25 protein-coding genes and 1 pseudogene are annotated in these 25152 nt (G+C 66.5%); 8 read left to right on the forward strand and 18 right to left on the reverse strand.

Annotated elements, in window-relative coordinates; all coding sequences use genetic code 11:
* Nucleotides 1-217: 217 nt before the first annotated feature.
* The 3 genes and pseudogenes from mftC to mftA all read right to left on the reverse strand — a co-directional run bounded on the left by mftC (nucleotide 218) and on the right by mftA (nucleotide 2069).
* Entirely contained in the window at nucleotides 218-1468 is a 1251-nt protein-coding gene (mftC, locus tag AB0H61_RS24700; protein ID WP_357308746.1) for a mycofactocin radical SAM maturase, read from the reverse strand.
* A 237-nt stretch (nucleotides 1469-1705) separates the two neighbouring features.
* A pseudogene (gene mftB / locus AB0H61_RS24705) lies at nucleotides 1706-1948 on the reverse strand (mycofactocin biosynthesis chaperone MftB); the annotation flags it as partial.
* A gap of 16 nt (nucleotides 1949-1964) precedes the next feature.
* A complete protein-coding gene (gene mftA, locus AB0H61_RS24710; RefSeq protein WP_357308521.1) occupies nucleotides 1965-2069 on the reverse strand; it encodes a mycofactocin precursor MftA in 105 nt (34 codons plus the stop codon).
* 424 nt (nucleotides 2070-2493) lie between these two features.
* On the opposite strand from mftA, the gene mftR2 reads away from it, so the two are divergent.
* Nucleotides 2494-3132 (forward strand): mycofactocin system transcriptional regulator MftR2, encoded by a 639-nt coding sequence (gene mftR2 / locus AB0H61_RS24715; RefSeq protein ID WP_357308524.1) that lies wholly within the window; start codon nucleotides 2494-2496, stop codon nucleotides 3130-3132.
* A gap of 61 nt (nucleotides 3133-3193) precedes the next feature.
* Nucleotides 3194-4249 (forward strand): ferredoxin--NADP reductase, encoded by a 1056-nt coding sequence (locus tag AB0H61_RS24720; protein ID WP_357308527.1) that lies wholly within the window; start codon nucleotides 3194-3196, stop codon nucleotides 4247-4249.
* Between the two features lie 12 nt (nucleotides 4250-4261).
* Here AB0H61_RS24720 and AB0H61_RS24725 read toward each other — a convergent pair whose 3' ends face one another.
* The 3 genes from AB0H61_RS24725 to AB0H61_RS24735 all read right to left on the reverse strand — a co-directional run bounded on the left by AB0H61_RS24725 (nucleotide 4262) and on the right by AB0H61_RS24735 (nucleotide 7104).
* Nucleotides 4262-5002, reverse strand: coding sequence for a DNA alkylation repair protein (locus tag AB0H61_RS24725; protein ID WP_357308530.1), 741 nt, complete (start codon nucleotides 5000-5002; stop codon nucleotides 4262-4264).
* A 67-nt stretch (nucleotides 5003-5069) separates the two neighbouring features.
* Nucleotides 5070-5831 (reverse strand): aspartate/glutamate racemase family protein, encoded by a 762-nt coding sequence (locus tag AB0H61_RS24730; protein ID WP_357308533.1) that lies wholly within the window; start codon nucleotides 5829-5831, stop codon nucleotides 5070-5072.
* Between the two features lie 76 nt (nucleotides 5832-5907).
* A complete protein-coding gene (locus tag AB0H61_RS24735; RefSeq protein WP_357308536.1) occupies nucleotides 5908-7104 on the reverse strand; it encodes an FAD/NAD(P)-binding oxidoreductase in 1197 nt (398 codons plus the stop codon).
* A gap of 183 nt (nucleotides 7105-7287) precedes the next feature.
* On the opposite strand from AB0H61_RS24735, the gene AB0H61_RS24740 reads away from it, so the two are divergent.
* The 3 genes from AB0H61_RS24740 (at nucleotide 7288) to AB0H61_RS24750 (ending at nucleotide 9580) form a co-directional block, all read left to right on the forward strand.
* Nucleotides 7288-7644 (forward strand): SPW repeat protein, encoded by a 357-nt coding sequence (locus AB0H61_RS24740; protein ID WP_357308539.1) that lies wholly within the window; start codon nucleotides 7288-7290, stop codon nucleotides 7642-7644.
* Nucleotides 7645-7649: 5 nt separating this feature from the next.
* Nucleotides 7650-8276, forward strand: coding sequence for a TetR/AcrR family transcriptional regulator (locus AB0H61_RS24745; protein ID WP_357308542.1), 627 nt, complete (start codon nucleotides 7650-7652; stop codon nucleotides 8274-8276).
* A 149-nt stretch (nucleotides 8277-8425) separates the two neighbouring features.
* Complete coding sequence (locus AB0H61_RS24750; protein ID WP_357308749.1) at nucleotides 8426-9580, forward strand: lipase family protein; 1155 nt, start codon at nucleotides 8426-8428, stop codon at nucleotides 9578-9580.
* 3 nt (nucleotides 9581-9583) lie between these two features.
* On the opposite strand, the gene AB0H61_RS24755 is transcribed toward AB0H61_RS24750, so the two are convergent.
* The 9 genes from AB0H61_RS24755 to hppD all read right to left on the reverse strand — a co-directional run bounded on the left by AB0H61_RS24755 (nucleotide 9584) and on the right by hppD (nucleotide 20202).
* Complete coding sequence (locus AB0H61_RS24755) at nucleotides 9584-10390, reverse strand: alpha/beta hydrolase (protein ID WP_357308545.1); 807 nt, start codon at nucleotides 10388-10390, stop codon at nucleotides 9584-9586.
* A gap of 154 nt (nucleotides 10391-10544) precedes the next feature.
* Entirely contained in the window at nucleotides 10545-12644 is a 2100-nt protein-coding gene (gene fusA, locus AB0H61_RS24760) for an elongation factor G (protein WP_357308548.1), read from the reverse strand.
* A 312-nt stretch (nucleotides 12645-12956) separates the two neighbouring features.
* Nucleotides 12957-14147 carry an elongation factor Tu gene (gene tuf, locus AB0H61_RS24765; RefSeq protein ID WP_357308551.1) on the reverse strand — a complete coding sequence of 397 codons (1191 nt, stop codon included), beginning with the start codon at nucleotides 14145-14147 and terminating at the stop codon, nucleotides 12957-12959.
* Between the two features lie 130 nt (nucleotides 14148-14277).
* Nucleotides 14278-16380, reverse strand: coding sequence for an elongation factor G (gene fusA / locus AB0H61_RS24770; protein ID WP_357308554.1), 2103 nt, complete (start codon nucleotides 16378-16380; stop codon nucleotides 14278-14280).
* Nucleotides 16381-16603: 223 nt separating this feature from the next.
* Nucleotides 16604-17074 (reverse strand): 30S ribosomal protein S7, encoded by a 471-nt coding sequence (rpsG, locus tag AB0H61_RS24775; RefSeq protein WP_357308557.1) that lies wholly within the window; start codon nucleotides 17072-17074, stop codon nucleotides 16604-16606.
* Nucleotide 17075: 1 nt separating this feature from the next.
* Nucleotides 17076-17450, reverse strand: a complete 375-nt coding sequence (gene rpsL, locus AB0H61_RS24780) for a 30S ribosomal protein S12 (RefSeq protein ID WP_014353064.1) — start codon at nucleotides 17448-17450, stop codon at nucleotides 17076-17078.
* A 386-nt stretch (nucleotides 17451-17836) separates the two neighbouring features.
* Nucleotides 17837-18394 (reverse strand): DUF3558 domain-containing protein, encoded by a 558-nt coding sequence (locus AB0H61_RS24785; protein WP_357308560.1) that lies wholly within the window; start codon nucleotides 18392-18394, stop codon nucleotides 17837-17839.
* Nucleotides 18395-18405: 11 nt separating this feature from the next.
* Nucleotides 18406-18930, reverse strand: a complete 525-nt coding sequence (locus AB0H61_RS24790; RefSeq protein WP_357308563.1) for a DUF3558 domain-containing protein — start codon at nucleotides 18928-18930, stop codon at nucleotides 18406-18408.
* 60 nt (nucleotides 18931-18990) lie between these two features.
* On the reverse strand, nucleotides 18991-20202 hold the full coding sequence (hppD, locus tag AB0H61_RS24795; RefSeq protein WP_357308566.1) for a 4-hydroxyphenylpyruvate dioxygenase: 1212 nt from the start codon (nucleotides 20200-20202) through the stop codon (nucleotides 18991-18993).
* A 159-nt stretch (nucleotides 20203-20361) separates the two neighbouring features.
* Between hppD and AB0H61_RS24800 the strand changes: the two genes are divergently transcribed.
* Complete coding sequence (locus AB0H61_RS24800; RefSeq protein WP_357308569.1) at nucleotides 20362-20892, forward strand: Lrp/AsnC family transcriptional regulator; 531 nt, start codon at nucleotides 20362-20364, stop codon at nucleotides 20890-20892.
* A 10-nt stretch (nucleotides 20893-20902) separates the two neighbouring features.
* Here AB0H61_RS24800 and AB0H61_RS24805 read toward each other — a convergent pair whose 3' ends face one another.
* Nucleotides 20903-22015, reverse strand: a complete 1113-nt coding sequence (locus AB0H61_RS24805) for a winged helix DNA-binding domain-containing protein (RefSeq protein WP_357308572.1) — start codon at nucleotides 22013-22015, stop codon at nucleotides 20903-20905.
* A 159-nt stretch (nucleotides 22016-22174) separates the two neighbouring features.
* Entirely contained in the window at nucleotides 22175-23149 is a 975-nt protein-coding gene (locus tag AB0H61_RS24810; RefSeq protein ID WP_357308575.1) for an NADPH:quinone oxidoreductase family protein, read from the reverse strand.
* 200 nt (nucleotides 23150-23349) lie between these two features.
* Between AB0H61_RS24810 and AB0H61_RS24815 the strand changes: the two genes are divergently transcribed.
* Entirely contained in the window at nucleotides 23350-23673 is a 324-nt protein-coding gene (locus tag AB0H61_RS24815) for a type VII secretion target (RefSeq protein WP_357308578.1), read from the forward strand.
* Nucleotides 23670-24797: a transglycosylase SLT domain-containing protein gene (locus AB0H61_RS24820; protein ID WP_357308581.1), complete on the forward strand. Its 1128-nt coding sequence runs from the start codon at nucleotides 23670-23672 to the stop codon at nucleotides 24795-24797. Before AB0H61_RS24815 ends, AB0H61_RS24820 begins: the two co-directional genes overlap by 4 nt.
* Before the next feature lie 162 nt (nucleotides 24798-24959).
* Here AB0H61_RS24820 and AB0H61_RS24825 read toward each other — a convergent pair whose 3' ends face one another.
* Complete coding sequence (locus AB0H61_RS24825; protein WP_357308584.1) at nucleotides 24960-25151, reverse strand: DNA-binding protein; 192 nt, start codon at nucleotides 25149-25151, stop codon at nucleotides 24960-24962.
* Nucleotide 25152 lies beyond the last annotated feature (1 nt).

The following is a 25152-nucleotide window of genomic DNA, read 5'->3' on the forward strand; positions in this document are numbered from 1 at the left end:
CGGAGATTCGCGCGCAGGCATCATCGGTCCGGAAAAAAGGACGGAATTCCGTGTGAATCCGTCGGCGGGCATCGGTGGTATCCGCGAATCAGCGTTTGCGGCAAGGTTGCGGCCACTCGGATTCTCTCCTCTGGCAACGCGGGGGCAATCTCGGGATAGTCCTTCGGCGGCGGCCGCTGTTCCGATTGCCAGCGCACCACTGGCAATCGGAACGACATCAGCCCAGTGGATTCTCGTCACAGGCGCGGGACGGACGTCGTGCGGGCGTGGGCACAGTAGCGGCGGCCGCACCCGACAGCGCCGCGGGCCGGGACACCGACAGCGTCAGCGGGATAGGACCGGACTTGCGCTTGCGCGGGGCGGATGTGCGGGAGTGGTCGACCGTCGAGCGCGGGATCATCCGACCGGTATCGGCCAATGCCGCCTCACCGTAGCCCTGTACGCACTCCGGGTCCGGACCGTCCGATGGCAGCCCGGTGAAGAACTTCGCCGCCATGCAGCCGCCCCGGCAGGAGTCGTAGTGCGCGCAGCTGGAGCAGGCGCCGCCACCGCTGGGCTCACGCAACTCGGCGAAGAGCTCCGAATCGCGCCAGACGCTGTCGAAACCGCCGTCCGACACCACGTTCCCGGCCAGGAACCGGTCGTGGATAGCGAACGGGCAGGCGTAGACATCGCCCACCGGGTCGACCAGGCAGACCACCCGGCCCGCACCGCACATGTTCAGCCCGGGCAGCGCCGCACCGAAGGCCGACAGATGGAAGAACGAGTCGCCGGTGAGCACGCCGTCGCCGTTGCGCACCAGCCAGTCGTAGAGCACCCGCTGCTGGTCCGGGGTCGGGTGCAGTTCATCCCATACGTCCGCGCCGCGGCCCGACGGCCGCAGCCGGGTCAACCGCAGTGTGGCGCCGTACTTTTCCGCGATCGCCTTGAACTCGTCGAGCTGCGGGATGTTGTGCCGGGTGGCGACCACCGACAACTTGGCGTCCCGGAAGCCCGCCGCGGCCAGATTCTCCAGCGCCCGGATCGCCATATCGTAGGAGCCCGGGCCGCGCACCGCGTCGTTGACCTCGGCATCGGCGCCATCCAGCGAAATCTGAACGTCCACATAGTCACTGGCGGCGAGACGCGCCGCGATCTCGGGGGTGATCCGAACACCGTTGGTGGAGAACTTGACTCCGACATGGTGCGCGGTCGCGTAGTCCACCAGCTCCCAGAAGTCCGGGCGCACAGTGGGTTCGCCACCGCCGATATTGACGTAGAAGATCTGCATGCGCTCGAACTCGTCGATCAGCGCCTTGCACTGCTCGGTACTCAGCTCGCGCGGGTCGCGCCGGCCCGAGGAGGACAGGCAGTGCACACACGACAGGTTGCAGGCGTAGGTGAGTTCCCAGGTCAGGCAGATCGGCGCGGCCAGACCGGTCTCGAACCGATCTATCAGGCGCACGGCCTTATCGGGGTGGGTGAGCACAGGGGGACGGCAGTCGGCGAAGCCGGCGGGGTGGGTGAGCACAGGGGGACGGCAGTCGGCGAAGCCGGCGGGGTGGGTGAGCACAGGGGGACGGCAGTCGGCGGAGCCGGCGGGGTGGGCAAGCACAGCACCGTCCGACCGCGGGACCACCCCCGCATCGGGCCGGACGGCCTGCGCCACCGCGGGCGCGGTACCCGCGGCGCCGGGCAGGTGCTCCGGCGCGCCGACGATCATCTCACCATCGGCCAGTTGCGCAAGCGCCCGGATGTACGGCGTGGCGCGGTCATCGGGGATGCCCGCCGCGCGCAGGGCCGAACGCGCCGTCGCGTGCTCCGGCAACGACCGCACGATCTCGACGATCCGCGGACTCTTCAGGAAGGAGAGTTTGCGGGTGCCGAAGTGGTACAGCAGCGCACCGAAGGATTCCGGGCGCAGGGCGACCCGCGGGTGCAGTTGCCATCGGGTATCGAGATCGAGCATGGTCGTCACCCGGGCGTCAGTAGACGCCGCACATGCCGTCGATGGACACCTCTTCGATGAGCGTCTCGTCGACGAGCTCGGTTTCATCGGTGTCGTTCGGTGCGGTGAACGTGTGCGGCATGACAACCTCCGAGTCGATAACGGGTCGTGGCTACCTGTGTAGTCCCAGTCACACACGATAACCACAATGAGAACGGAAGTGAAACACGTTCCAATCGATGGGACGGGGCTTGCGCCCCCGCGTGGCCATCGGGACCATCGGGCGGCGCGGCCACCCGGACACCCGGCCCCCGCAGCCGAACCGGCCCGGGTCGACGCACTCTAGACTTCCGGTGGAAAGCAGCTGAACAGAACGTGTCGGGCGGAACCCACGCCCGCGGCGGTAGAGGTGGCATGGGAGTCGGACGTATGCAGGCCAGCGGGGGCGGCAATACACAGCGGTGTGAGCGCAAGACCCGGAGGCGGAAGCTTGCGTAACCACGGAGGGGCCGGGAACGCCGCCAATCAGACACAGCGGTGTGAGCGTCAGACCCGGAGGCGGAAGCTTGCGTAACCACGGAGGGACCGGGAACACCGCCAATCAGACACTCTCGGAGTCCGAGATCGTCGAGGCCGCACTGCGCGTGGTTCGCGAAGACGGTGTGGAAAAACTGTCCATGCGGCGACTTTCCCGCGAACTCGGCGTCTCCCCCATGGCGCCGTACTACTACGTCGCCGACAAGCGAGAGCTACTCGACCTGGTCGCCACCGCCGCGCTGACCGGGGTTCGCAAGCCACCGCCGGAATCCGGACCGTGGCAGCACAGGCTGCGCGAGCTCATCGACCAGATCGATGAGAAGCTACGCAAGCATCCCGGACTCGGCGATGTCCTGATCGAGCAGATGCTCGGCAAGCAGCTGGACCTGATCGCCTCGATTATGGAGATCCTGGTCGAGGCGGGTTTCACCGACCGCAATGTGCTGGCCGCCTACGCGACCATTCACACCTACCTGTTCGGCCGCCGCCGGGTGAATCCGCGCGACCGCGCGCCGCTGTCGGATGTGGCACTGCCGGATGTGGTGGAACGGGCCACCAAGTACATGGCGGACCTGCGCGGCAGGTACGCCTACGACTTCGGCATGGAGGTGCTGATCGCCGGGCTGGAGGCCCAGCTTGTCCACCAGCCGGAGTCCGACGTACGATGAAACTGAAACACGTTCTAGTTTTGTCTGCTGCGGCCGACAGTGCCAGGTTCGAGAGGACGAGATGACTACCGTCGAGGTTCCACACGGTTCGCGTTCGGTCGTGCTGCGGGTCGCCGCGGTCATCACCGAGACGGCCGACACCCGTTCGCTGGTCTTCGACGTACCCGAGGAAGCGCGCGAGAAGTTCGCGTACAAGCCAGGGCAGTTCCTCACGCTGCGCATCCCCAGCGACCTCACCGGCTCGGTGGCCCGCTGCTATTCGCTGGCCAGCTCGCCCTACACCGATGACAAGCCGAAGGTCACCGTCAAGCGCACGCTGGGCGGCTACGGCTCGAACTGGGTGTGCGACAACGTCAAGGCCGGCGATCAGATCGAAGTGCTGCCGCCCTCCGGCGTTTTCACACCCAAGGATCTGGACGATGACCTGCTGCTCTTCGGCGCGGGCAGCGGCATCACGCCCGTAATGTCCATCCTGAAGTCGGCGCTGGCGCGCGGCAACGGCCGGATCGTGCTGGTGTACGCCAACCGTGACCCCGAGGGCGTCATCTTCGCCGCCGAGCTGCGCGAGCTCGCCGACAAGCATCCGCAGCGGCTCATCGTGATCCACTGGCTGGAGTACCTCCAGGGACTGCCGACGGTCGACGGCCTCGCCGGTCTGGTGGCGCCGTACGCGGACTACAACGCCTTCATGTGCGGGCCGAAGCCGTTCATGGACCGGGTGCACGACGCACTGGCCCAGCTCGACGTGCCGCGCTCACGCACGCACGCCGAGGTGTTCAATTCCCTTGCCGGAGACCCGTTCGCGGATCAGGCGCCGGTCGCGATCAGCGACGAGGAGGTCGCCGACGCCGCCACCGTCGAGGTCGAGTTGGACGGCGAGGTGCACGAGCTGGCGTGGCCGCGCAAGCAGACGCTGGTGGACATCATGCTGGCCAAGGGCCTCGACGTGCCGTACTCCTGTCAGGAAGGCGAATGCGGTTCCTGCGCCTGCACGGTGCTGGAGGGCAAGGTCGAGATGGCGAATGCGGAGATCCTCGACCCCGAGGATATCGAGAACGGCTATATCCTCGGCTGCCAGGCGCGGCCGGTCACCGACCACCTCAAGATCCAGTTCTGAAGCCACGGCGGCCTATCGAGCGCGGTAGGCCGCCCGCTCGGCCGGTTCGAGGTGCTCGGTGGCATAACTCAGTGCCGTGCGGCCCATCGCGGCGGCATGGTCATCCAGGAAGCCGGTGAGCAGCGCGCGGTCGATGCGCTTGCCGACCTCGCGCAGCATCCAGCCGACCGCCTTCTGGATCAGATCGCGGCGATCGCTCAGCAGTTGCTCGCACAGCGCGAAGGTGGTGGTCGCGTCGCCCGCCTTGATGAAGGCGAAGGTGGTCAGCAGCGCGACACGGCGCTCCCAGATCGAATCCGCCCGCGCCAGTTCGAAGAGCAGATCCCTCGGCCGGTCCAGCAGCCACGGTCCGATCACATTCTCGGCCGACACGTCGACCAAATCCCAGTTGTTCACCCGTCCGCGATACACCGCGTCGAGGTAGAGCCGGACCATCGCGGCCTGACCGTCGGTATCGAGCGTGCGCGGCTTGGCCGCCCTGGCGAAGCGGGCATTCAGAATCACCAGGGCCGCCAGGCGATGCTCGTGCACCTCGCTGTCGAGCAGCTCGTCGATCTCGCCGAGCGGTAGTGCGGCAAAGCGTTTCGCGACCGTGCGGGTGGCCGGAACCCGGGCACCGATGAATACATCCCCCTCGCCGTATTCGCCGGGTCCGGTTTTGAAGAAGCGCCGCAGGTGTACGGCGTCGGCGGGATCGGCCACCGCGGCCAGAGCCGTCCGAACGTCCGCCGCGGTCGGGGCGACCTCGGTCATCGCGAACCTCCCGTTCCCGATAGTGTCTGCGGCCCGGGGCAATTCGATACCGCCGGGGCCGGTCGGCTCAGATCTGCGCGCCGAGTATCCGGCCGGACTCGAACGATGCTGCGCCGGGCGGCAATTCGCCGGGACGGCCGCTGTTCAGCACGCGCACTTCACCATTGCCGGTGGTGGGCCTGCCCAGCCCATCCATGCGCCGGATCGTCTGCGCGGCAACGGCTTGCGCGCTGTCGAAAAGGCGGACACCCTCGGGCAGCGCCGCGAGGATCGCATCGATGACGAGCGGGTAGTGGGTGCAGCCGAGCACCACACCCTCGACATCGGCGGGGGTCTGCTCGGCCGCGCGGGCGATGGATTCCTTCGCGGCGACCAGATCGCCGCCGTCGATCGAATCGGCGAGACCGTGGCACGCCACGCCGACCACTTCGGCGTCACCGCCGAACTTCGCGATCAGGTCGGCCTGGTACTTGCTGGCCGTGGTCGCGGCGGTCGCCCACACCGCCACCGAACGACATACGGCGGCGGCCGGTTTGATCGCGGGGACGGTGCCGATCACCGGCACGCCGGGTCCGACCTCCGCCCGCACCTGTTCCAGCGCCGTCACGCTCGCGGTATTACACGGCAACACGATGACCTCCGCGCCGTGCCGCAACGAGGTCCGCGCGGCCTCGACCACCCGGTCGATCACCCACTGCTCCGGCTTCGGTCCCCATGGCGCGCCATCCGGGTCCAACTGCAACAGCAGGTCGACATCCGGCCGCAGCTTGCGCAGCCAAGCGGCCGTGGGCAGCAACCCCAGCCCGGAATCGATGAGCGCGACGATCACCCGACCACCGTATTACAGCCCGACGGCCCGCCCTATCCGGCCGGAGCTCGCACCCGGCCACGCCGAGTGAGGTAGCTCAGGCCGAGGCGAGCAGATCGGCGACCGGAGCGCCCGCGGCGATCTTGGCGCGGACCTTCATGACCTGCGGGGTCATCCCCGCGCCGACGACACCGGTCAGAATGCCGCCCTGGGAGTAGTAGGCGAGGAATTTGCGACCGTCGTCGGCGACGACGCTCACGTCGTCACCCGCACTCGGAGTGCCGAGGGCCTGGATCTTCACGTCGTACTGATCACTCCAGAAGTACGGCACCCGCGCCGCGGTGGGCGGTTCGACGCCGAGCAACGCACAGGCCAGCAGCTTGGCCTGCTCGCCCGCATTGGTCCAATGTTCGACCCGCTTACGCCTGCCGGTCTCGAGCAGCCAGGCGGCGACGTCGCCGACCGCCCAGACGCCCTCGGCCGAGGTGCGGCCCACCTCGTCGGCCAGCACCCCGCCACCGGCGGTCGGGTCGGCCAGCGCGATACCGGATTCGGCGAGCCATTCGGTGACCGGCCTGGAGCCGACACCGATGACGACCAGATCGGTGGCCACCTCGGAACCGTCTGCCAGTCGGGCGCCGCGCACGCGGTCCGCGCCGTCGGACAGAAAGGTATCCAGGCCGGTTTCGCAGCGCAGATCCACGCCCTCGGCGCGGTGCATCCGGGCCACCAGGGCGCCGACCTGTTCGCCGAGTACCGAGGCGAGCGGGGTCGGCTGCGGCTCTACCAGCACCACCTCGATCCCGCCCGCGCGGAAGCTCGCGGCGAGTTCGCAGCCGATGAAACCCGCGCCGATCACGAGAGCCTTTCCGGCCCCGGCCAATTCGGCTCGCAGCGCGGCGGCGTCGGCATGCCCGCGCAGCACGTGCACGCCCTTCAGATCGGGTAGGCCGGGCAGGCGGCGCGGCCGCAGGCCGGTGGCGATGATGAGCTGGGCGTAGTCCAGGGTGCTGCCGTCGGCCATCGTCACGCGGCGGGCGGCGGTGTCCACCCCGGTCGCCTGGGTGCTCAGCCGCAGGTCGATCCGCTTCTCGTCGAAGAATTCCGCGGGCCGCAGCGTCGTGTCGTCGGTTTCGCCGCGAACGAACTGCTTGGACAGCGGCGGGCGGTCATAGGGCAGTCGCGGTTCGTCTCCGGCGAGGACGAGTTCGCCCTCGTACCCGGCCCGCCGCAACTCCTCGGCGGTGCGCAGGCCGGCGAGCCCGGCCCCGATGATCACGATCGGCGCAGTCATGCGGCCATCCCTTCACAGTCGGTACGAAGTTACCCTAACGTCTGCTTGGTTTCGCGCGTGCGGGCAGCTCTCCCGTGACGGGGTGATCGCCGCGCAATCGTATTCATTCCGATATTGATCGGGCGGTCAATCAGGACTATACCCAGAGGTAGAACATAGTTTCGACGCCCGAGGAGGCACACCATGTTCACCGAAAGCCGCGCACAGGACGGCCTGGCCGTCGTGCTCGGACTCTTTGCCGCGCTCTCGACCTTCTGGGTCGAGACCAATGACCGCGCCATGTGGTCCTTGGTCGTGCTCGGCGTGCTCATCGCCCTCACCGGCCTGGCGCAGATCGCTCGGCCCGCGATGGCAGCGCTCGACTACGCGATGGGCCTGTTCGGCGCGCTGCTGTTCATCTCCCCCTGGGCGATGAACTTCACCGAGTACCGGGGCGCATCCTGGACCGCGTGGGTGGTCGGGGTCGTGACGGTAGTGGTCGCGGTGGCGGCGCTGCCCGCCATGTCGGCGCGTCTGCACGAGATGGCTCCGCATCACTGATGCAGATGCCGAAGCCACATCGGTCCGCCGGTCGTCGCCGGAGCGCGAAAGTCGACGGCGACGCCCGGCAGCTCATCCTGGATGCCGCGGAAAGGCTCTTCGCGGCCCAGGGATTCGACGCGACCGCGACCGCGGCCATCGCGGGCGCCGCGGGCGTGCCGAAGGGTTTGGTCTTCTATTACTTCCCCACCAAGAGCTCGATCCTGTCCACGCTGATGGCCGAACGGGTGCCCGCGCAGCCCATCGACGACATCGGCACCGTGATCGCGCCCGGTGATCCGGCGGCCAGTCTGGTCAACCTCGACGCCGCGCTGAATCTGCGCGACCACCACTCGTCGGTGCTGCGCGTCATCATGTGGCGCGAGGCCGACACCCACCCCGATGTGCGCCGCCAGCTGCGGCGGCTGCGCGACCAACTGCTCGACGTGACCGCCCGCGTGTTGCAGGCCAGCGCGCCGGGACCGGTGCAGCCGCTCACATTGCGCGCCTGCGCCGCGGCCTGGGTGTCGGCCATGTTCGCGATCGCGAGCACCGACCGGCTACACGCGCTCGACGGCGTCCCGATCCCCACCTCCGACGAGGTATTCAATGTCGCGCGGGTGGTGGCGGCGGGTATGACGCAGCTCGGCTGAATTCCGGAACCCGAGAATCTGAAAGACTCACCTTCACCTTGCCGAGGGGTATCGGTGACCATGATCGGCTGGTGCAGATTCCGAGAGTCACCCGAGGTCTCGTACGTCGCACCATCAGCGCCACGCTGGTCAGCGGCGCGACGGCGGCATTGCTGCTCGGCCCTGGCAGCGCCGCGGCCACACCCATCTATCCACAGCCCGACCCGGATCCTTTCTATGCCACGCCGGCCGATATCGGCGCCAAGGCACCGGGCCAGGTGCTCGAAACCAGAGCCATGCCGCCGCTGTTGATCTTTCCCGGCGCGACGGTGACCATGATCAAATTCCGTTCCACCAATTCGCGCGGGTTTCCGATCGCGGCCACCTCAACGGTGCTCACCCCGCACGAGCGTCGACCCGGCGCACCGCTGCTCTCCTACCAGCACATCATCAATGCGCTGGGCACCAAATGCGCCATCTCCCGGCTTCTCTACACCGAGGACCCGATGCTGCAGATCCGCGAGGCGGTGGCGCTGAATGCGGCGCTGGCGCACGGGTGGAGCGTCGCGCTGCCCGATCACCTCGGCCCCAACTCCGCCTACGGAGCGGCTCGACTCGGCGGGCAGATCACCCTCGACGGCATTCGCGCGGTACGGAAGGTGCCGGAGCTCGACCTGCGCGACAGCCCGGTCGCGATGGCGGGCTACTCGGGCGGCGGTATGGCCACCGCGTGGGCCGCCGCCCTGCAACCGCGTTATGCGCCGGAACTCGATATCGTCGGCGCCGCTGCCGGCGGGGTGCCGACGAATATGGTGGCGATGCTCGAAGCCCTGAATTACAACCCGCACCCGGCCTTCGGTTTGATGATGGCGGCCGGAATCGGCCTGGAACGCGAATACCCGGACCGATTCCCGATCAGCGACTCGATGAACGCACAGGGGCTGGCGGCGCGCGAACGGATGGCCAACGGATGCACAAACGAAATTCTCGCCGTCGGCGCCGGGCGCAGCGTGCGTGACTTCGCGAGCAGTATGTCGATGGCCAGCAACCCAACGGCGCGCGCGGTGGTCGAGGAGAACAGCCTGGAACTATTCGATGGTGTGCCGACAATGCCCATCTTCGAATGGCATTCGGAGTCGGACCCGTTGATTCCGGTGGATTCCGTCGTCAATACCAACCGGCGCTACTGCGCGGCGGGAGTCCGGTTGCAGTCCGAGCTGACCTTCTCACCCGAACATCTGTCGGCCGCGGCGCTCGGCGTCCCAGCCGCTGTGACGTGGCTCGATGCCCGCTTCCGCGGCGAACCGGCGCCGAGCAACTGCTGACGGTCAGGCCGCGGCGAGGAAGCTCGCGATATCCCGGGCGAATCTCGGGTGGGTGAGCACCGCGGTGTGCCCGATATTCGGGTAGATGATCAAGTGCGAGTCCGGAATTCCGTCGGCGGTGCGACGGAAGTTGGCCGTCGGATAGAACTCGTCGCGCTCGCCGCCGATCACCAGGGTGGGCGCCTCGATATCGCCGAGGCGAGCGGAGAGGTCGAAGGCATCCTCGGCGCGCACGAAGGCGAGGGTGTCGGCCGGATTCTCGGGGCGAAGCAGCGGGTCGGCCAGCCACATCGCCGCCGTGATCAGTCGGTCCCGCAGCTGCGACGAGTTCGGGGCCATATGGTGCAGGGCGCGGCGGCCCGCGAAGGCCGCCTCGGCATAGTTGAGCTGGTTGGCGCGGGCGTCATCCTCCAACCGATAGCCCGAGGCCGCGATCACCAGCCTGCGCACCGCGGCCGGATGGTCCGCGGCCAGCTGCAAACCGAGCGAACCGCCCGACGAAATTCCGAGAACGTCCACCGGACCGTCGAATTCGGCCAGCAGGGCGTCCGCGTGCTGGGCCGCGATATCGGCCATGGTCGTGCCCTCGGCCATGCCCGGCGCCCGGTTCACCGCGTACACCCGGAACCGCCGGGCCAGCGGCGTCAGCGACTTGATTTCCGAGGTCCGCATCCAGCCGGTCGGGTTGGCGTGGTCCGGACTGAACCAGCGCAGGAACACCAGCGGCCGCCCCGCGCCGAAGGCGAGATACGGCAGGCCGTGGGCGAGGGTGCCCTCGACGACCGTGAGTTCGGCATCGAGTTTGCTCATTACGTCCTCCGAATCATCCGATGTCCCCTGTCCATGGTCACCGAGGCGGCGGCATTTTGTCAGCTGTCGTCGCTCGGAAGGGGCGAACAGCACATGACGCGCGCGGGCCGATCCGGGAAGCGGCGCCGCCCCTTTCGGGGCGACGCCGCCTCGGTCAGCCGGTGACCCGTGCGATGATCTCCTTCGCCACGGCGGCCGGAACCTCCGCGTACGAATCGAAGACCATGCTGTAGTTCGCCCGGCCCTGGGTCTTGGACCGCAGGTCACCGATGTAGCCGAACATCTCCTGCAGCGGCACCAGCGCCGTGACGATACGGGCGCCACCGCGCTCGGCAAGGTCCCGGATCCGGCCGCGGCGCGAGTTCAGGTCGCCGATGACCTCACCCAGGTATTCCTCCGGGGTGACGACCTCGACGGCCATGACCGGCTCCAGCAACGCCGGACGAGCCCGGGCGATCGCGGCCCGGACCGCCTGCGCGCCGGCGGTGCGGAAGGCGAGATCCGATGAGTCCTGGACGTGCGCGGCGCCGTCGAGCAGCTCCACCCGCACGTTCACCATCGGATAGCCCGCGAGCACGCCGTAACGCAGGGCATCCTGCGCGCCCGCATCGACCGAAGGGATGTACTCCTTCGGAACCCGTCCGCCGGTCACCCGGCTCTCGAACTCGTAGATCGCGCCGTCCGGGGCCACGAGGGGCGCCACCGCGACGACCACCTTCGCGAACTGGCCGCGCCCGCCCACCTGCTTGCGGTGGGTGTGCTCGTACCGGTCCACGGCGGCGGTGATGGTCTCGCGGTAAGCGACCTGCGGCTTGCCGATATGAGCCTCGACCTTGAACTCGCGTTTCATCCGGTCCAGGACGATATCCAGGTGCAGCTCGCCCATACCGCCGAGAACGGTCTGGCCGGTCTCGGCGTCGACCGTGACCGCGAGGGTCGGATCCTCCTCGGCGAACCGCTGGATCGCGACGCCGAGCCGGTCCTGATCGGAGGTGGTCTTCGGCTCGATCGACACCTCGATCACCGGGTCCGGGAAGGTCATCGACTCCAACACGATCTGATCGTTCGGATCGCACAGGGTGTCGCCGGTCGTGGTGTGCTTCAGACCGATGACGGCACAGATGTGCCCCGCCCGCGCCTGGTCGATCGGATGTTCCTTGTTCGAGTGCATCTGGAACAGCTTGCCCAAACGCTCCTTTCGTCCCTTCGTCGAATTGATCACGGCGGCACCGACTTCGGCGCGTCCCGAGTACACCCGAAGGTAGGTGAGCGTGCCGAAGAACGGGTGCGCCGCCACCTTGAACGCCAGCGCCGCGAACGGTTCGTCCACGGCGGCGGCCCGGTGTACGACCGTCTGCTCATCGCCCGGCGGATGACCGTCCGCACCGCCCGCGTCCAGCGGGGAGGGCAGGTAGTCGACGACCGCGTCGAGCATCGGCTGCACGCCCTTGTTCTTGAACGCCGAACCGCACAGCACCGGGTACACAACGGAATTCACCGTCAGGCGCCGGATCGCGGACCTCAGCTGTTCGGCCGACGGTTCGATCCCCGCGACATATGTCTCCAGCACCGCCTCGTCCGATTCGGCGACGGCCTCCAGCAGCTGCCTGCGGTACCGTGCGGCCCGCTCGCGCAACTCGGCCGGGATCTCGACGACCTCGTACCGTTCCCCGAGTCCGGTTTCGCCGCGCCACACCTTCGCGTTCATCTCGACCAGGTCGACGATGCCCTCGAAGGTGTCCTCGGCGCCGATCGGCAGCTGGATGACCAGCGGCTCGGCGCCCAGGCGATCCTTGATGGTCCGCACGGTGAAGGAGAAGTCCGCACCGAGCTTGTCCATCTTGTTGACGAAGCAGATACGCGGCACGTTGTACTTGTCGGCCTGACGCCACACCTGCTCCGACTGCGGTTCGACACCCTCCTTGGCATCGAATACCGCGACCGCGCCGTCCAGCACGCGCAGCGACCGCTCCACCTCGACCGTGAAGTCGACGTGTCCAGGGGTGTCGATGATGTTGATCTGGTTGTCGTTCCAGAAACAGGTGGTCGCCGCCGCGGCGATCGTGATGCCGTGTTCCTGCTCCTGCACCATGCGGTCCATGGCGGCCGCGCCGTCGTGCACCTCACCGATCTTGTAGGTGACGCCGGTGTAGTACAGGATGCGTTCGGTGGTCGTCGTCTTCCCGGCATCGATATGCGCCATGATCCCGATATTGCGGACCCTGCCCAGATCGGCCGACATCGCACGCGTCATGGGAATCCCCCACTCCATCAACTAGTTTCGTCCGAAGAGAGACGCTCGCCTAGTTGGTGCGTTCCGGTGACGGCACGAGCATCGTGTCACGCGGCGCCGACAGCGCGCCACCTGTGACACTCTGCCGATAACTACCGCGTACGCGGATGTGCTGTAACCATGTCACCGTTCTACCCGCCCCCGGCCCACGGTGTCGACCGAATATCGCGTCGGCACAACAGACCTCGTCCGCGGACGTGGGGACTCCCCCGAAACGCCGAACGGCGCCGCTCCCGGAGGAGCGACGCCGTAGGCGATCAGAGATTCAGAGAATCACTTGACGATCTTGGTGACGCGACCGGCACCAACGGTGCGGCCACCCTCGCGGATCGCGAAGCGCAGGCCCTCGTCCATGGCGACCGGCTGGATCAGCTTGACGCTCATCTCGGTGTTGTCGCCCGGCATGACCATCTCGGTGCCCTCGGGGAGGGTAACGACACCGGTCACGTCCGTGGTACGGAAGTAGAACTGCGGACGGTAGTTGTTGAAGAACGGGGTGTGGCGGCCGCCCTCGTCCTTCGACAGGATGTACGCCTGGCCCTCGAACTCGGTGTGCGGGGTGGTGGTGCCCGGCTTCACGACGACCTGGCCGCGCTCGACATCCTCGCGCTTGATACCACGAACCAGCAGACCGACGTTGTCGCCCGCCTGGCCCTGATCGAGCAGCTTGCGGAACATCTCGATACCGGTGACGGTGGTCTTGGTGCTCTTCTCGCGGATGCCGACGATCTCGACTTCCTCGTTCACGTTGATGATGCCGCGCTCGACACGACCGGTGACGACGGTGCCACGACCGGTGATCGTGAAGACGTCCTCGACCGGCATCAGGAACGGCTTCTCGGTCTCACGAACCGGGTCCGGGATGGACTCGTCGACCGCGGCCATGAGCTCCAGCACCGACTCGGTCCACTTCGGGTCGCCCTCGAGCGCCTTGAGACCGGAGACACGCACGACGGGGGCTTCCTCGTCGAACTCCTGCGAGGCCAGCAGCTCGCGGACCTCCATCTCGACGAGCTCGAGGATTTCCTCGTCGTCGACCATGTCCGACTTGTTCAGCGCGACCAGGATGTAGGGCACGCCGACCTGACGGGCGAGCAGCACGTGCTCGCGGGTCTGCGGCATCGGGCCGTCGGTGGCCGCGACCACGAGGATGGCGCCGTCCATCTGCGCCGCACCGGTGATCATGTTCTTGATGTAGTCAGCGTGACCCGGGGCGTCGACGTGCGCGTAGTGGCGCTTCTCGGTCTGGTACTCGACGTGGGAGATGTTGATCGTGATACCACGAGCCTTCTCCTCCGGCGCCTTGTCGATCTGGTCGAAGGCCGAGGCCTCGTTCAGATCCGGGTACTTGTCAGCCAGCACCTTCGTGATCGCTGCGGTCAGCGTGGTCTTGCCGTGGTCGACGTGACCGATGGTGCCGATGTTGACGTGCGGCTTCGTCCGCTCGAACTTCGCCTTCGCCACTTTTGGGTCCTCCTGGACTTGTTGGTGCGTGCATTTGCAGCAGTGCGTGGATCATCCCCGCGGACGCGAGGATCAGGTAAAACTGACGCCCGGCACCCGGGGCCGAGTCTGGCACTCGGCCCCGAGCGGTCTACTCGCCGGTCGCCTTGGCGATGATCTCCTTCGACACGTTGGCCGGAACCTCCGCGTACGAGTTGAACACCATGGAGTAGTTCGCCCGGCCCTGGGTCTTCGACCGCAGGTCACCGATGTAGCCGAACATCTCCGAGAGCGGAACCAGCGCCTTGACGACACGGGCACCACTGCGTTCCTCCATGGCCTGGATCTGGCCACGGCGGGAGTTCAGGTCGCCGATCACATCGCCCATGTAATCCTCGGGCGTGATGACCTCGACCGCCATCAGCGGCTCGAGGATCACCGGACCGGCCTTGCGGGCCGCTTCCTTCAGGGCCTGCGAGCCGGCGATCTTGAACGCCATCTCCGAAGAGTCGACGTCGTGGTATGCACCGTCGAGCAGGGTCACCTTCAGGTTGACCAGCGGGTAGCCAGCGAGCACACCGTACTGCATGGCATCCTGTGCACCGGCGTCCACCGACGGGATGTACTCGCGCGGCACGCGACCACCGGTGACCTTGTTCTCGAACTCGTAGTGCGCACCGTCCTCGCCGACGAACGGCTCGAGAGCGATGATCACCTTCGCGAACTGACCCGAACCACCCGTCTGCTTCTTGTGGGTGAACTCGAGCTTCTCGACCGGCCTGGTGATGGTCTCGCGGTAGGCGACCTGCGGCTTGCCGACGTTCGCCTCGACCTTGAACTCCCGCTTCATGCGGTCGACCAAGATGTCGAGGTGCAGCTCGCCCATGCCACCGATGATGGTCTGGCCGGTCTGGTCGTCCAGCTTCACCGAGAAGGTCGGATCCTCTTCGGCGAGACGCTGGATGGCGGTGCCCAGCTTCTCCTGGTCGGACTTGGTCTTGGGCTCGATCGAGACCTCGATGACCGGGTCCGGGAAGGTCATGGACTCCAGCACGATCTGGTTCTGCGGATCGCACAGGGTGTCACCCGTGGTGGTGTCCTTCAGACCGATGACCGCGTAGATGTGGCCCGCCTGGGCCGCGCCGACCGGGTTCTCCTTGTTGGAGTGCATCTGGAACAGCTTGCCCAGACGCTCCTTCTTGCCCTTGGTCGAGTTGATGACCTGGGCGCCGGAGTCGACCTTGCCCGAGTACACGCGGACGTAGGTCAGCTTGCCGAAGAACGGGTGCACGGCGATCTTGAACGCCAGCGCCGAGAACGGCTCGGTGACACTCGCGTCGCGGTGCAGGACCTCGTCCTCCTTGCCGGGGACGTGACCGTCGGTGCCGCCGTCGTCCAGCGGGGTCGGCAGGTAGTCGATCACGGCGTCGAGCATGGGCTGCACGCCCTTGTTCTTGAACGCCGAACCGCACAGGATCGGGTAGAGCTCGGAGTTGACCGTCATCTTGCGGATGGCGCCCTTGATCTCCTCGATCGAGAGCTCCTCGCCGCCGAAGAACTTCTCCAGCAGCGCCTCATCCGACTCGGCGACGATCTCCAGCAGTTCCTGCCGGTACTGCTCGGCCTTCTCCGCGAGATCGGCCGGGATCTCCTGGACCTCGTACTTCTCGCCGAGCTTGGTCTCGCCCTTCCAGACCTTCGCGTTCATCTCGACCAGGTCGACGATGCCCTCGAAGGTGTCCTCGGCGCCGATCGGCAGCTGGATGACCAGCGGCTTGGCACCCAGGCGATCCTTGATGGTCTGCACGGTGAAGTAGAAGTCCGCACCGAGCTTGTCCATCTTGTTGACGAAGCAGATACGCGGCACGTTGTACTTGTCGGCCTGACGCCACACCTGCTCCGACTGGGGTTCGACGCCTTCTTTACCGTCGAACACCGCGACCGCGCCATCGAGCACGCGCAGCGACCGCTCCACCTCGACCGTGAAGTCGACGTGTCCGGGGGTGTCGATGATGTTGATCTGGTTGTCGTTCCAGTAGCAGGTGGTGGCTGCGGAGGTGATGGTGATACCACGCTCCTGCTCCTGCTCCATCCAGTCCATGGTGGCCGCGCCGTCATGGACCTCACCGATCTTGTAGGTGATACCGGTGTAGAAGAGGATGCGTTCGGTAGTGGTGGTCTTACCGGCATCGATGTGGGCCATGATGCCGATGTTGCGGACCTTGTTCAGGTCGGTGAGCACGTCCTGTGCCACGGAAATCTTCCCCGCTCGTAGCTAGTTGGGATCTTCGGGTACGAGACCCATGTCGGGTCATCACTATGTCAACGCCGAAAGCAGCACCGAAGTGCCGCTCCGACTGTATCGACCAGGCAGGATAGGAGGCCCTACGTGGTGACGACTGGCTGCCGCCTCCGGACCTTGACCTCTCCTGCCGTGTGCCTTCCGGCGCCGACACAAGCGACGGGCCGGACAGCAATCACCAGCGGTAGTGCGCGAATGCCCGGTTCGACTCGGCCATCTTGTGGGTGTCTTCGCGACGCTTGACCGAAGCACCGAGGCCATTGCTGGCGTCGAGCAGTTCGTTGGCCAGGCGCTCGATCATGGTCTTCTCACGACGGGCGCGGGAGAAGTTGACCAGCCAGCGCAGCGCCAGGGTGTTGGCGCGGCCCGGACGGACCTCGACCGGCACCTGGTAGGTGGCGCCACCGACGCGGCGAGGCTTGACCTCGAGCGACGGCTTGACGTTGTCCAGCGCACGCTTGAGGGTGACGACCGGGTCGGTGCCGGTCTTCTCGCGCGCCTGCTCCAGCGCGCCGTAGACGATGCGCTCGGCGGTGGACTTCTTGCCGTCCAGCAGGATCTTGTTGACCAGCTGAGTGACCAGCGGCGAACCGTAGACCGGATCGTTGATCAGCGGACGCTTGGGTGCGGGGCCCTTGCGTGGCATATCAGCTCTTCTCCTTCTTGGCGCCGTAGCGGCTGCGGGCCTGCTTGCGGTTCTTCACACCCTGGGTGTCGAGCGAGCCGCGGATGATCTTGTAGCGAACACCGGGGAGGTCCTTCACACGACCGCCACGCACGAGCACCATCGAGTGCTCCTGCAGGTTGTGGCCTTCACCCGGGATGTAAGCCGTGACCTCGACCGCGCTGGTCAGGCGAACACGCGCGACCTTACGCAGCGCGGAGTTCGGCTTCTTCGGGGTCGTGGTGTACACGCGGGTGCACACGCCACGACGCTGCGGGCTCCCCTTGAGGGCCGCGGTCTTGGTCTTGGCGACCTTGTCACGACGACCCTTGCGGACCAGCTGGTTGATGGTTGGCATAGACCGGCTTTCCTTGTTGTCTAACGCGGTGTCTGAAACTTCATGTCTGTGTTCAATTGGCGGCGCTCACGGGGCCCTTCGTGGTGACGCTTCGCTACCGCCTCCGGGCCCGGCGCTCGCGCCGCTGTGTTCAATTCGGCGGCGTTTCCGATCGTTCACACCGCTGTCATCGAGCCTTCACTCGCACGTCCGACCACGTTTCTCGCGTCCCGAGGTCGGGCGTGTCGTGCGCCGGACATAACCCGAATTCCGGGCACGCCGGAGAAGTCGGCCGCTTTCGCTGGCTTACGTCAGAGCACGAAATTGCCCGCATGCTTCCGGGCACAGCGATCCACGATACCCGCGATCCCGAGACAGGGTCAAAGTGGGGTCGGAAATCGAGTCTGTCACCTGGCCAGATTCAAGGTCAGCTCGACAAGCGTTTTGGCCGCGGCGCACGGATCCGGATGCGTGGTACCCGCCCGATAGTTGATCCACCAGCCGACGACGCCGGTATCCGCAGCACTGGCACTGACGCCGCAGGAGTCGGGATCGTTGGGACGCCTCGTCTCCAAACCGCGTCTGCCCTGCACGGTGACATTGCCGGTGATGTAACCGAGCTTGTCGTTGGTGATCTTCTCGTTGTTCAGTGAACCGATCTCGTACCAGTTCAGGGTGACCATCGCGTTGCCGCCCGGCGCGTCCTCCACATCCCACATGCAGACCGCGCCGTTGAACGAACCGTCGACGATCTGCGCGTCGCCGACCGCCTCGCCGATCTTGTCCGGCGCCACCACCTCGCATTCGCGTAGCAACTTGTCGAAGTTGACATTCACCGACTGGCTGCCACCCGCGGGATAGGCCGAACCCGAAATCGTCTTGCCGCAGCCCGCCGCCGTGACGGCTAGCGCGAGCGCGGTCGCCGCGATGCCGACCCGCCGAATGCCGATCCGTGCCCCGATCATGTTCGCGCCCCTCACTTCAGCCGCTGTACGGTCAGCTCGGCCAGTTTGTACGTCTTGTCGCACGGATTGCCCGCCGCCTGGAACAGGCCGTACGACATGGACCATTCGAAGAAGTCGTCGTCGAGCTGGATCGCGAGATCGCAGACGGTACCGGTCGGATCGAGTGCGCGGAATCCGGGATGGCCGCCGACCTCGATGGCGTCCGGCGCCCGGCCGACGCTGGTCACCCATGCCCTCTCCCGATCGATCGGGCTGCCACGATAGGAGGCGAAAGTGACGCTGGGAGAGGCGAGTCCGGCGGACTGCCAGTTGCAGCCGGTCGAATTCTTGAAGACCCGCGAGATCTGGCCGAGCCCCGCGACATCGCGCACCTCGTCGTCGGTGACGTGACCGCACTCCCCGACGAACGGGCCGAGCGTGGCGACCTTCGGCGGCGGGCGCAGCGGGGCGGAATCACCGGAATCGCCGTCCGACCCGCAGGCCGACAGCACCAATGTCAGGGCCATACCGGTGAGGAGCGCCGACCAGATCCGCATGCCGTGAACTCTACCGGCGGTACGGCCCGAGGCCAGGTCTACACAATTCGGCAACGATGCTCAGAGGTTGCCTCTGGCCTCCTGCTCACGCTCGATCGCCTGGAACAAGGCCTTGAAGTTGCCCTTGCCGAAGCCGAGTGAACCGTGCCGCTCGATCAATTCGAAAAAGACGGTCGGGCGGTCACCCAGTGGTTTGGTGAAGATCTGCAACAGATAGCCGTCCTCGTCGCGATCGACCAGGATGCCGCGGCGACGCAGTTCTCCGACCGGAACCCGGACCCGGCCGATGCGGGCACGCAGTTCGGGATCGGAGTAGTAGGCATCCGGGGTGTCCAGGAATTCGACGCCCTCGCTGCGCAGCGCGTCCACGCAGGCCAGGATGTCGCCGGTGGCCAGCGCGATGTGCTGGACGCCGGGACCGCGATAGAACTCCAGGTACTCGTCGATCTGCGAACGCTTCTTGCCGACCGCGGGCTCGTTGAGCGGGAACTTCACCCGGTGATTGCCATTGGCCACCACTTTGCTCATCAGCGCGGAGTACTCGGTGGCGATATCGTCGCCGACGAATTCGGCCATATTCGTGAAACCCATGACGCGGTGGTAGAACTCGACCCAGCGGTCCATCATGCCCAGTTCGACATTGCCGACGACGTGGTCGATCGCCTGGAACAATCGGACGGGCGCGCCGGGTCGCGGCCGATAGCCGGAGCCGCGCGCCACATAACCGGGCAGATACGGCCCGTAGTAGGCGGACCGGTCGATCAGGGTGTGCCGGGTCTCGCCGTAGGTGGCCAGCGCGGCGACACGGACGGCGCCGAATTCGTCGGTCTCCTCATGCGGTTCGACCAGGACGGTGGCACCGTGCCCGCGTGCCCAGTCGATGCACCGGTCCACATCCGGCACCTCCAGCGCGATATCGATGATGCCGTCGCCGTGGCGGTCGTGGTGGGCGACCATCGGGCTGTCCGGGTCGACCGCGCCCTTGATCACGAAGCGGGCCGCACCGCTGCGCAGGACGAACGCCTTGTGGTCGCGATTGCCGGTCTCCGGGCCGGAATAGGCCTCCAATCGCATGCCGAAGGCGGATTGCAGGAAGTGCGCGGTCTGGGTGGCATTGCCGACCACCCACACCAGTGCGTCCCAGCCGATGACGGGGAACGGATCAATGCTGTCGTCGTGGTCCACCAGGCCGACGAGCCCGCGCAGCTCACCATCGGATGGCAAGCGCTCACCCACCTCGCCGGCCGCCGTTCCCGTGTGTTCGATGGTCATATCCCAAGGTAATCGCCGTGGCCCGCCGGTAGGCAACTGCGACAAATTTCGGTAGGCACTGTGGCGAATTCGGCTAGCAGGCACCCCTTGATGCTGGACAATTTGAATAGCATGAGCTGGGCAGCCAGCAGTCAGCTCGCGCCCGATAGGGAGGCCGTCATGTCCCGTACGCCGGCGAAATTGGACGAGTTGGATCTCGCCATCCTGACCGCGATGCACCAGTATCAGAAGGCCGGGATCCTGGAGTTGTCCCGCCGGACGAAGGTCGCGCGGGCCACGGTCCAGTCCCGGATCGGGCGCATGGAGGAATCCGGGGTCATCGCCTCCTACGACCCCCAGATCGACGTCACCGCAGCGGGTTTCGATGTCCAGGCCTTCGTGACGCTGGAGATCGCACAGGGCGCGCTCGATCTGGTAGCCGCCGAATTGGACGGGATACCCGGGGTGCTGGAGGCGTACGCGACCACCGGGTCGGGCGATGTGTGGTGCCGGATCGGCGCGGATTCACATGCGGGGTTGCAGACGGTGCTGCTGAGCATCGACCGGACCAGTTCGGTGGTGCGCTCGCACAGTGTGATCGTGCTGTCGACGGTGGTGCCGCATCGGACGCTACCGCTGTTGCGGACCCTGACGCCCACGCACAGCAGTAAGGCGCCCGCGTATCGGCAGGCGGATCGACCAGCGGAGTAGTCCGCTCGGTTCAGGGCCGCAGATCCGCTCCCGGTTCGACGATCTCGACGCGCGGCTCCCTGTCACCTTCCAGGAATTCGAGCAACGCGTGCGCTTCGGCCTCGACCTCGCGGCGCTCGGCTGCCGACCAGGCCCGGGTCGGACTGATACGCAGCCGGGCCACCGTTGCCTTCGGGAAGATCTTGTAGAGCCCGGCCAGATAGCCGTCGATCAGCACCGGTGCGACCGCGGTCGCGAAGGCGCGCAATGGCGGCGCGTCACCGTCGGGCACGATCCGGGTCCGATCCTGGTGCGAGAGAACCGCATTGTCGTACCAGCCGAGCAGCCGGACCGGTGCGGGCAGATCGGGGTCTGCCAGTTCGGCGTCGGCGACGTCGTAGAGGGTGCGGCCGCGCTCGTCGGTATAGGTGCGCACCCGGTCACCGAGGCTGTCGACCGCCTGTTTGATGCCGGTGAACTTCGACCAGGTCTGCATATCCATCGTGGTGGCGGGGCCGAAGGCACGCAGATACCGAACCAGCAACTCCGCCAGCGCGTACCCCGGCTCCAGCGGCGCACCCAGCCACGGCTGCACCCGGGACCAGACCGGCCTGCTGTTGTCCTTCCACTTCCCGCGCGGCGGGGTCTGCAACACCGGCAGCTGGTAGAGCCAGGTCTGCAATACCGCGCCCGCGTCCCGATCCGGGTAGAGCTCGGCGGCCCTGGCCCGCATCTCGGCGGCCGACATCGGCTCGTCCCCCAGCACCGCTTCGCCGCGTTCACGCACTTCGTCCGGATCCAACCCGACCATCGCGCCATAGTTGAAACCCTTACGGAACGGGACCTTTTCGAGCTCCGGCTGAATATGCGGCGCGATCCGCAGCGCATCCGACGGGGTGACCAGGTGGATGGTGCCGCGCATCAGGGTGATCCGGACCAGCGACCGGTCGTCCAATCCGTCCGAGACGGTCATCGGATCGAAATCCGCTATGCGACTCCACAATCCGATGAACGGCGGCGGCACGTCCTGCGCTTGGAGCCCGATGAGATGGTCACACATCTCGGGCACGGTCAGTGCGGAGCGCTCCAGCAAGTGCTGGCGGGCGAGCAAAGTCCGGTTCAACACCCGGTTCGAGAGCTTCATGATGCGATCACCCTACGAGTCGCCGCCGATATCGTCCCGTCGAAGACGGACCGCCCGCGCCGAAATACGCGCCGGTCGCGGCCCACACTCCGGCCCGCCGCGCACGAATTCGCGGATCGGTTCGTGCGCGGCGCGGCGATTCCGCGGGACCGGCGATGCTCAACGCACCGTGACGACGACCTTGCCCGTGGCGGTGCGGTTGTCCAGCGAGGCGACGGCCTCCGCGGCCCGCTCCAGCGGGTACAGCACCGGCTGCGGCGGCGCGATAGTGCCCGCGGCCAGCAGCGGTTCCACCTCGGCCCACTGCTCCTGGAGGTAGCCCGGATGCGTCATCACCCATTCACCCCACGCCGCGCCGGTCACCTCGACGTTCTTCAGCAGCAGGCGATTCACCTTGACGGTCGGGATATCCCCCGCGGTGAATCCCACGACCAGCAGCCGTCCCGCCGAAGCAAGCGACCGGATGCTATCGGTGAAACGGTCGCCGCCCACCGGATCCAGCACGATATCCACACCGCGGCCACCGGTCAGCTCCTTCACCGCGGCCAGCCAGCCCTCGGTGCGGACCACATCGGTGGCGCCGTTGGCCTTCGCGACCTCGGCCTTCGCCTCGGTGCTCACCACCGCGATCACCCGGCCCGCACCCAGCGCCGCCGCCATCCGCAGCGTGGAGGTACCGATACCGCCCGCGGCGCCGTGCACAAGCACCGTCTCGCCCTCGGCCAGCCTGCCGCGGTTACGCAGGCAGAAATGCACCGTCAGATCGTTGAACAGGATGCCCGCCCCGGCTTCCAGCGAAATATTGTCCGGCAACTTGAACACCATTTGCGTCGGCGCCACCGCCACCTCGGCCATCGCATTGCCGAGCAGCGTCAATGCCACCACCCGATCACCGGGCGCCACATGCGCGTCCGCGGGCGCCTCGCGCACCACCCCCGCCACCTCGCCGCCGACGACGAACGGCAGCTCCGGCTTCATCTGGTACAGCCCACGCGTCATCAGCACATCCGGAAACGCCACCCCCGCCGCATGCACATCGATGACCACGCCCCCCGGATATCCCGCCGGCTCCGGAATCTCCACGATCTCGACCGCTTCCGGCCCCTCCAACTTGCTGACCTGGGCTGCGCGCATGTGCCGACCTCTCTGTCCACTTCGGCGACACGGACCGTCGCCAACGCTGTGACCAACATAACCGGAACCATTCACCCCACCCCGCACAGCCCGCACCGGCTTCCGACTGCCACCCGATCGCACCCGGATGCCCCTGTTCAGCAGCCCCCATCTTGTTATGCTGAGCCCGACCTCAGGTGGGGACGAAGGGGGCGATTTTCGTGGCGGAGCAATTGGATTCGGGGACGCTGCGGGTCGATCCGGCAGCGCTGAAGACATTTGCCAAGAACCTCGGTGACGAGGCGAATGGAATCAGGCAACTCAACGCGGGCGACGGCTTCACTGTCGCGGTGAATGCGCTGCCCGGCACCGGATTCGGCTCCGCCGCACAGCAAGCCACCACAATCGTCAACCGCTGCCTCCAACGCATCGGCGAGCGCCTCGACAAAATCGCCGAAACGACCCATAACGCGGCAGGCGCCTTCGAGGTGGCCGAGGACGACTTCACCAAGAAGCTCCAGACGATCGGATTGCAGCTGCCGTGACGCTTTCCATCGATGACGTCGCGAAGTGGGAACCCGACCACCTCGCCACCGCGGGCACCAATGCCCACACCATGTTCGAGAATCTGGATACCGCGGTACGGAAGGGCGTCGACGACACCGCCGACCTCGGCACCGGCAAGGTGTGGTCCGGGGCCGCCGCCGCGGCCGCGAATGCCCGGATGGAGACAGAGAAGACCCGGGCATCAGAGGTGAGCAAGGCCCTTGGAGAGCTGGAGACAGCGTTCAGCACGCGGGTGGGGAATCTGAAGGATACGAAACAAAAGGTGTTGCAGCTGCGCGACGCCGCCCAAAGTACGGGCCCGTGCCGAGCGGACTCCGACAAACGCGAGCCGGGATTCGTGGTGTCGAGCAACGGCGACGTCAGCGCCGACAATCGCATCCAGTGGTACAAGGACAATCTCAACGAGCACGAGGCCAACCAACTGTCCGACCAAGCCAGAAAAGACGCCGCGCAGTTTCACACCGATATCGTCAACGCGCTGGCAGCGGCACAACAAGTGGCCGATGACGCGACAAGAAGTGTGCAGGACGCCGTGAAAAAGCTGGAGGCCGCGTTCAACGGTCTCGGCGATCCGAATGCTGATGCGGCGGCAGCCACGAAACCGACGAACACCGCCCCGGTGACCACCACATCAAGACCGTCGAACTCGAGCAAGCCCAATTATGTGATGGGCAACCACAGCGGAAGCAGCTCCGGATCGTCATCCGGCGGGTCGTCGAGCGCACCTACCGGACCGATGCCGACCGGGGATGTCGCGAAATGGATCGAGGATGCCAAGAAGGTCCTCATCGAGATGGGCTACGACCCGAAGGACATCGATGAGCGGGCGATCGCGATGATCATCCAGCACGAATCGGGCGGCAACCCCTACGCCGAAAACCGCTGGGACAGTAACTGGGCGGCGGGACATCCTTCCAAGGGCATCATGCAGACCATCGATAGCACGTTCAATGCGTACAAGGCCCCCGGGCACGACGATATTTGGAATCCGGTGGACAATATCGTCGCCGCCGTCCGCTACTCGATCGACACCTACGGGTCGGTCGATAACGTACCCGGCATCGTCGCGATGAACTCGGGCGGCGCATACCAGGGCTACTAGCGGGTGTTCATCAACGCCGTTGCGGCTCGAGACCGTAACAGCGGATTCGGTTGACCGAGCACATCACTGCACATTCGCCAGCAAGGCATACTGGGCCGCCGCACGTTCCTGAGTCTCCCACAGCGCAGCGCAATTCAGCGATCAGCCATCGCCGAACCGCCTTCAGGCGAAGGATTGATCGTGTTCGGCCAGCGCCGCTCGGAGTTTGACAACGGCGGTGGGGCCGACGCCGTGCAGCGCCGCTACGTCGCGTTCGGTCCGGGTGGTGAGGTCGGCGAGGGTGGTGATGCCCGCGGCCGCGAGGGCGCGTTCGGCGGGCCTGCCGAGCTTCGGCGGGAGGTCCGATTCGATCATG

This window comes from Nocardia sp. NPDC050710, from assembly GCF_040654375.1.
Lineage (GTDB): Bacteria > Actinomycetota > Actinomycetes > Mycobacteriales > Mycobacteriaceae > Nocardia.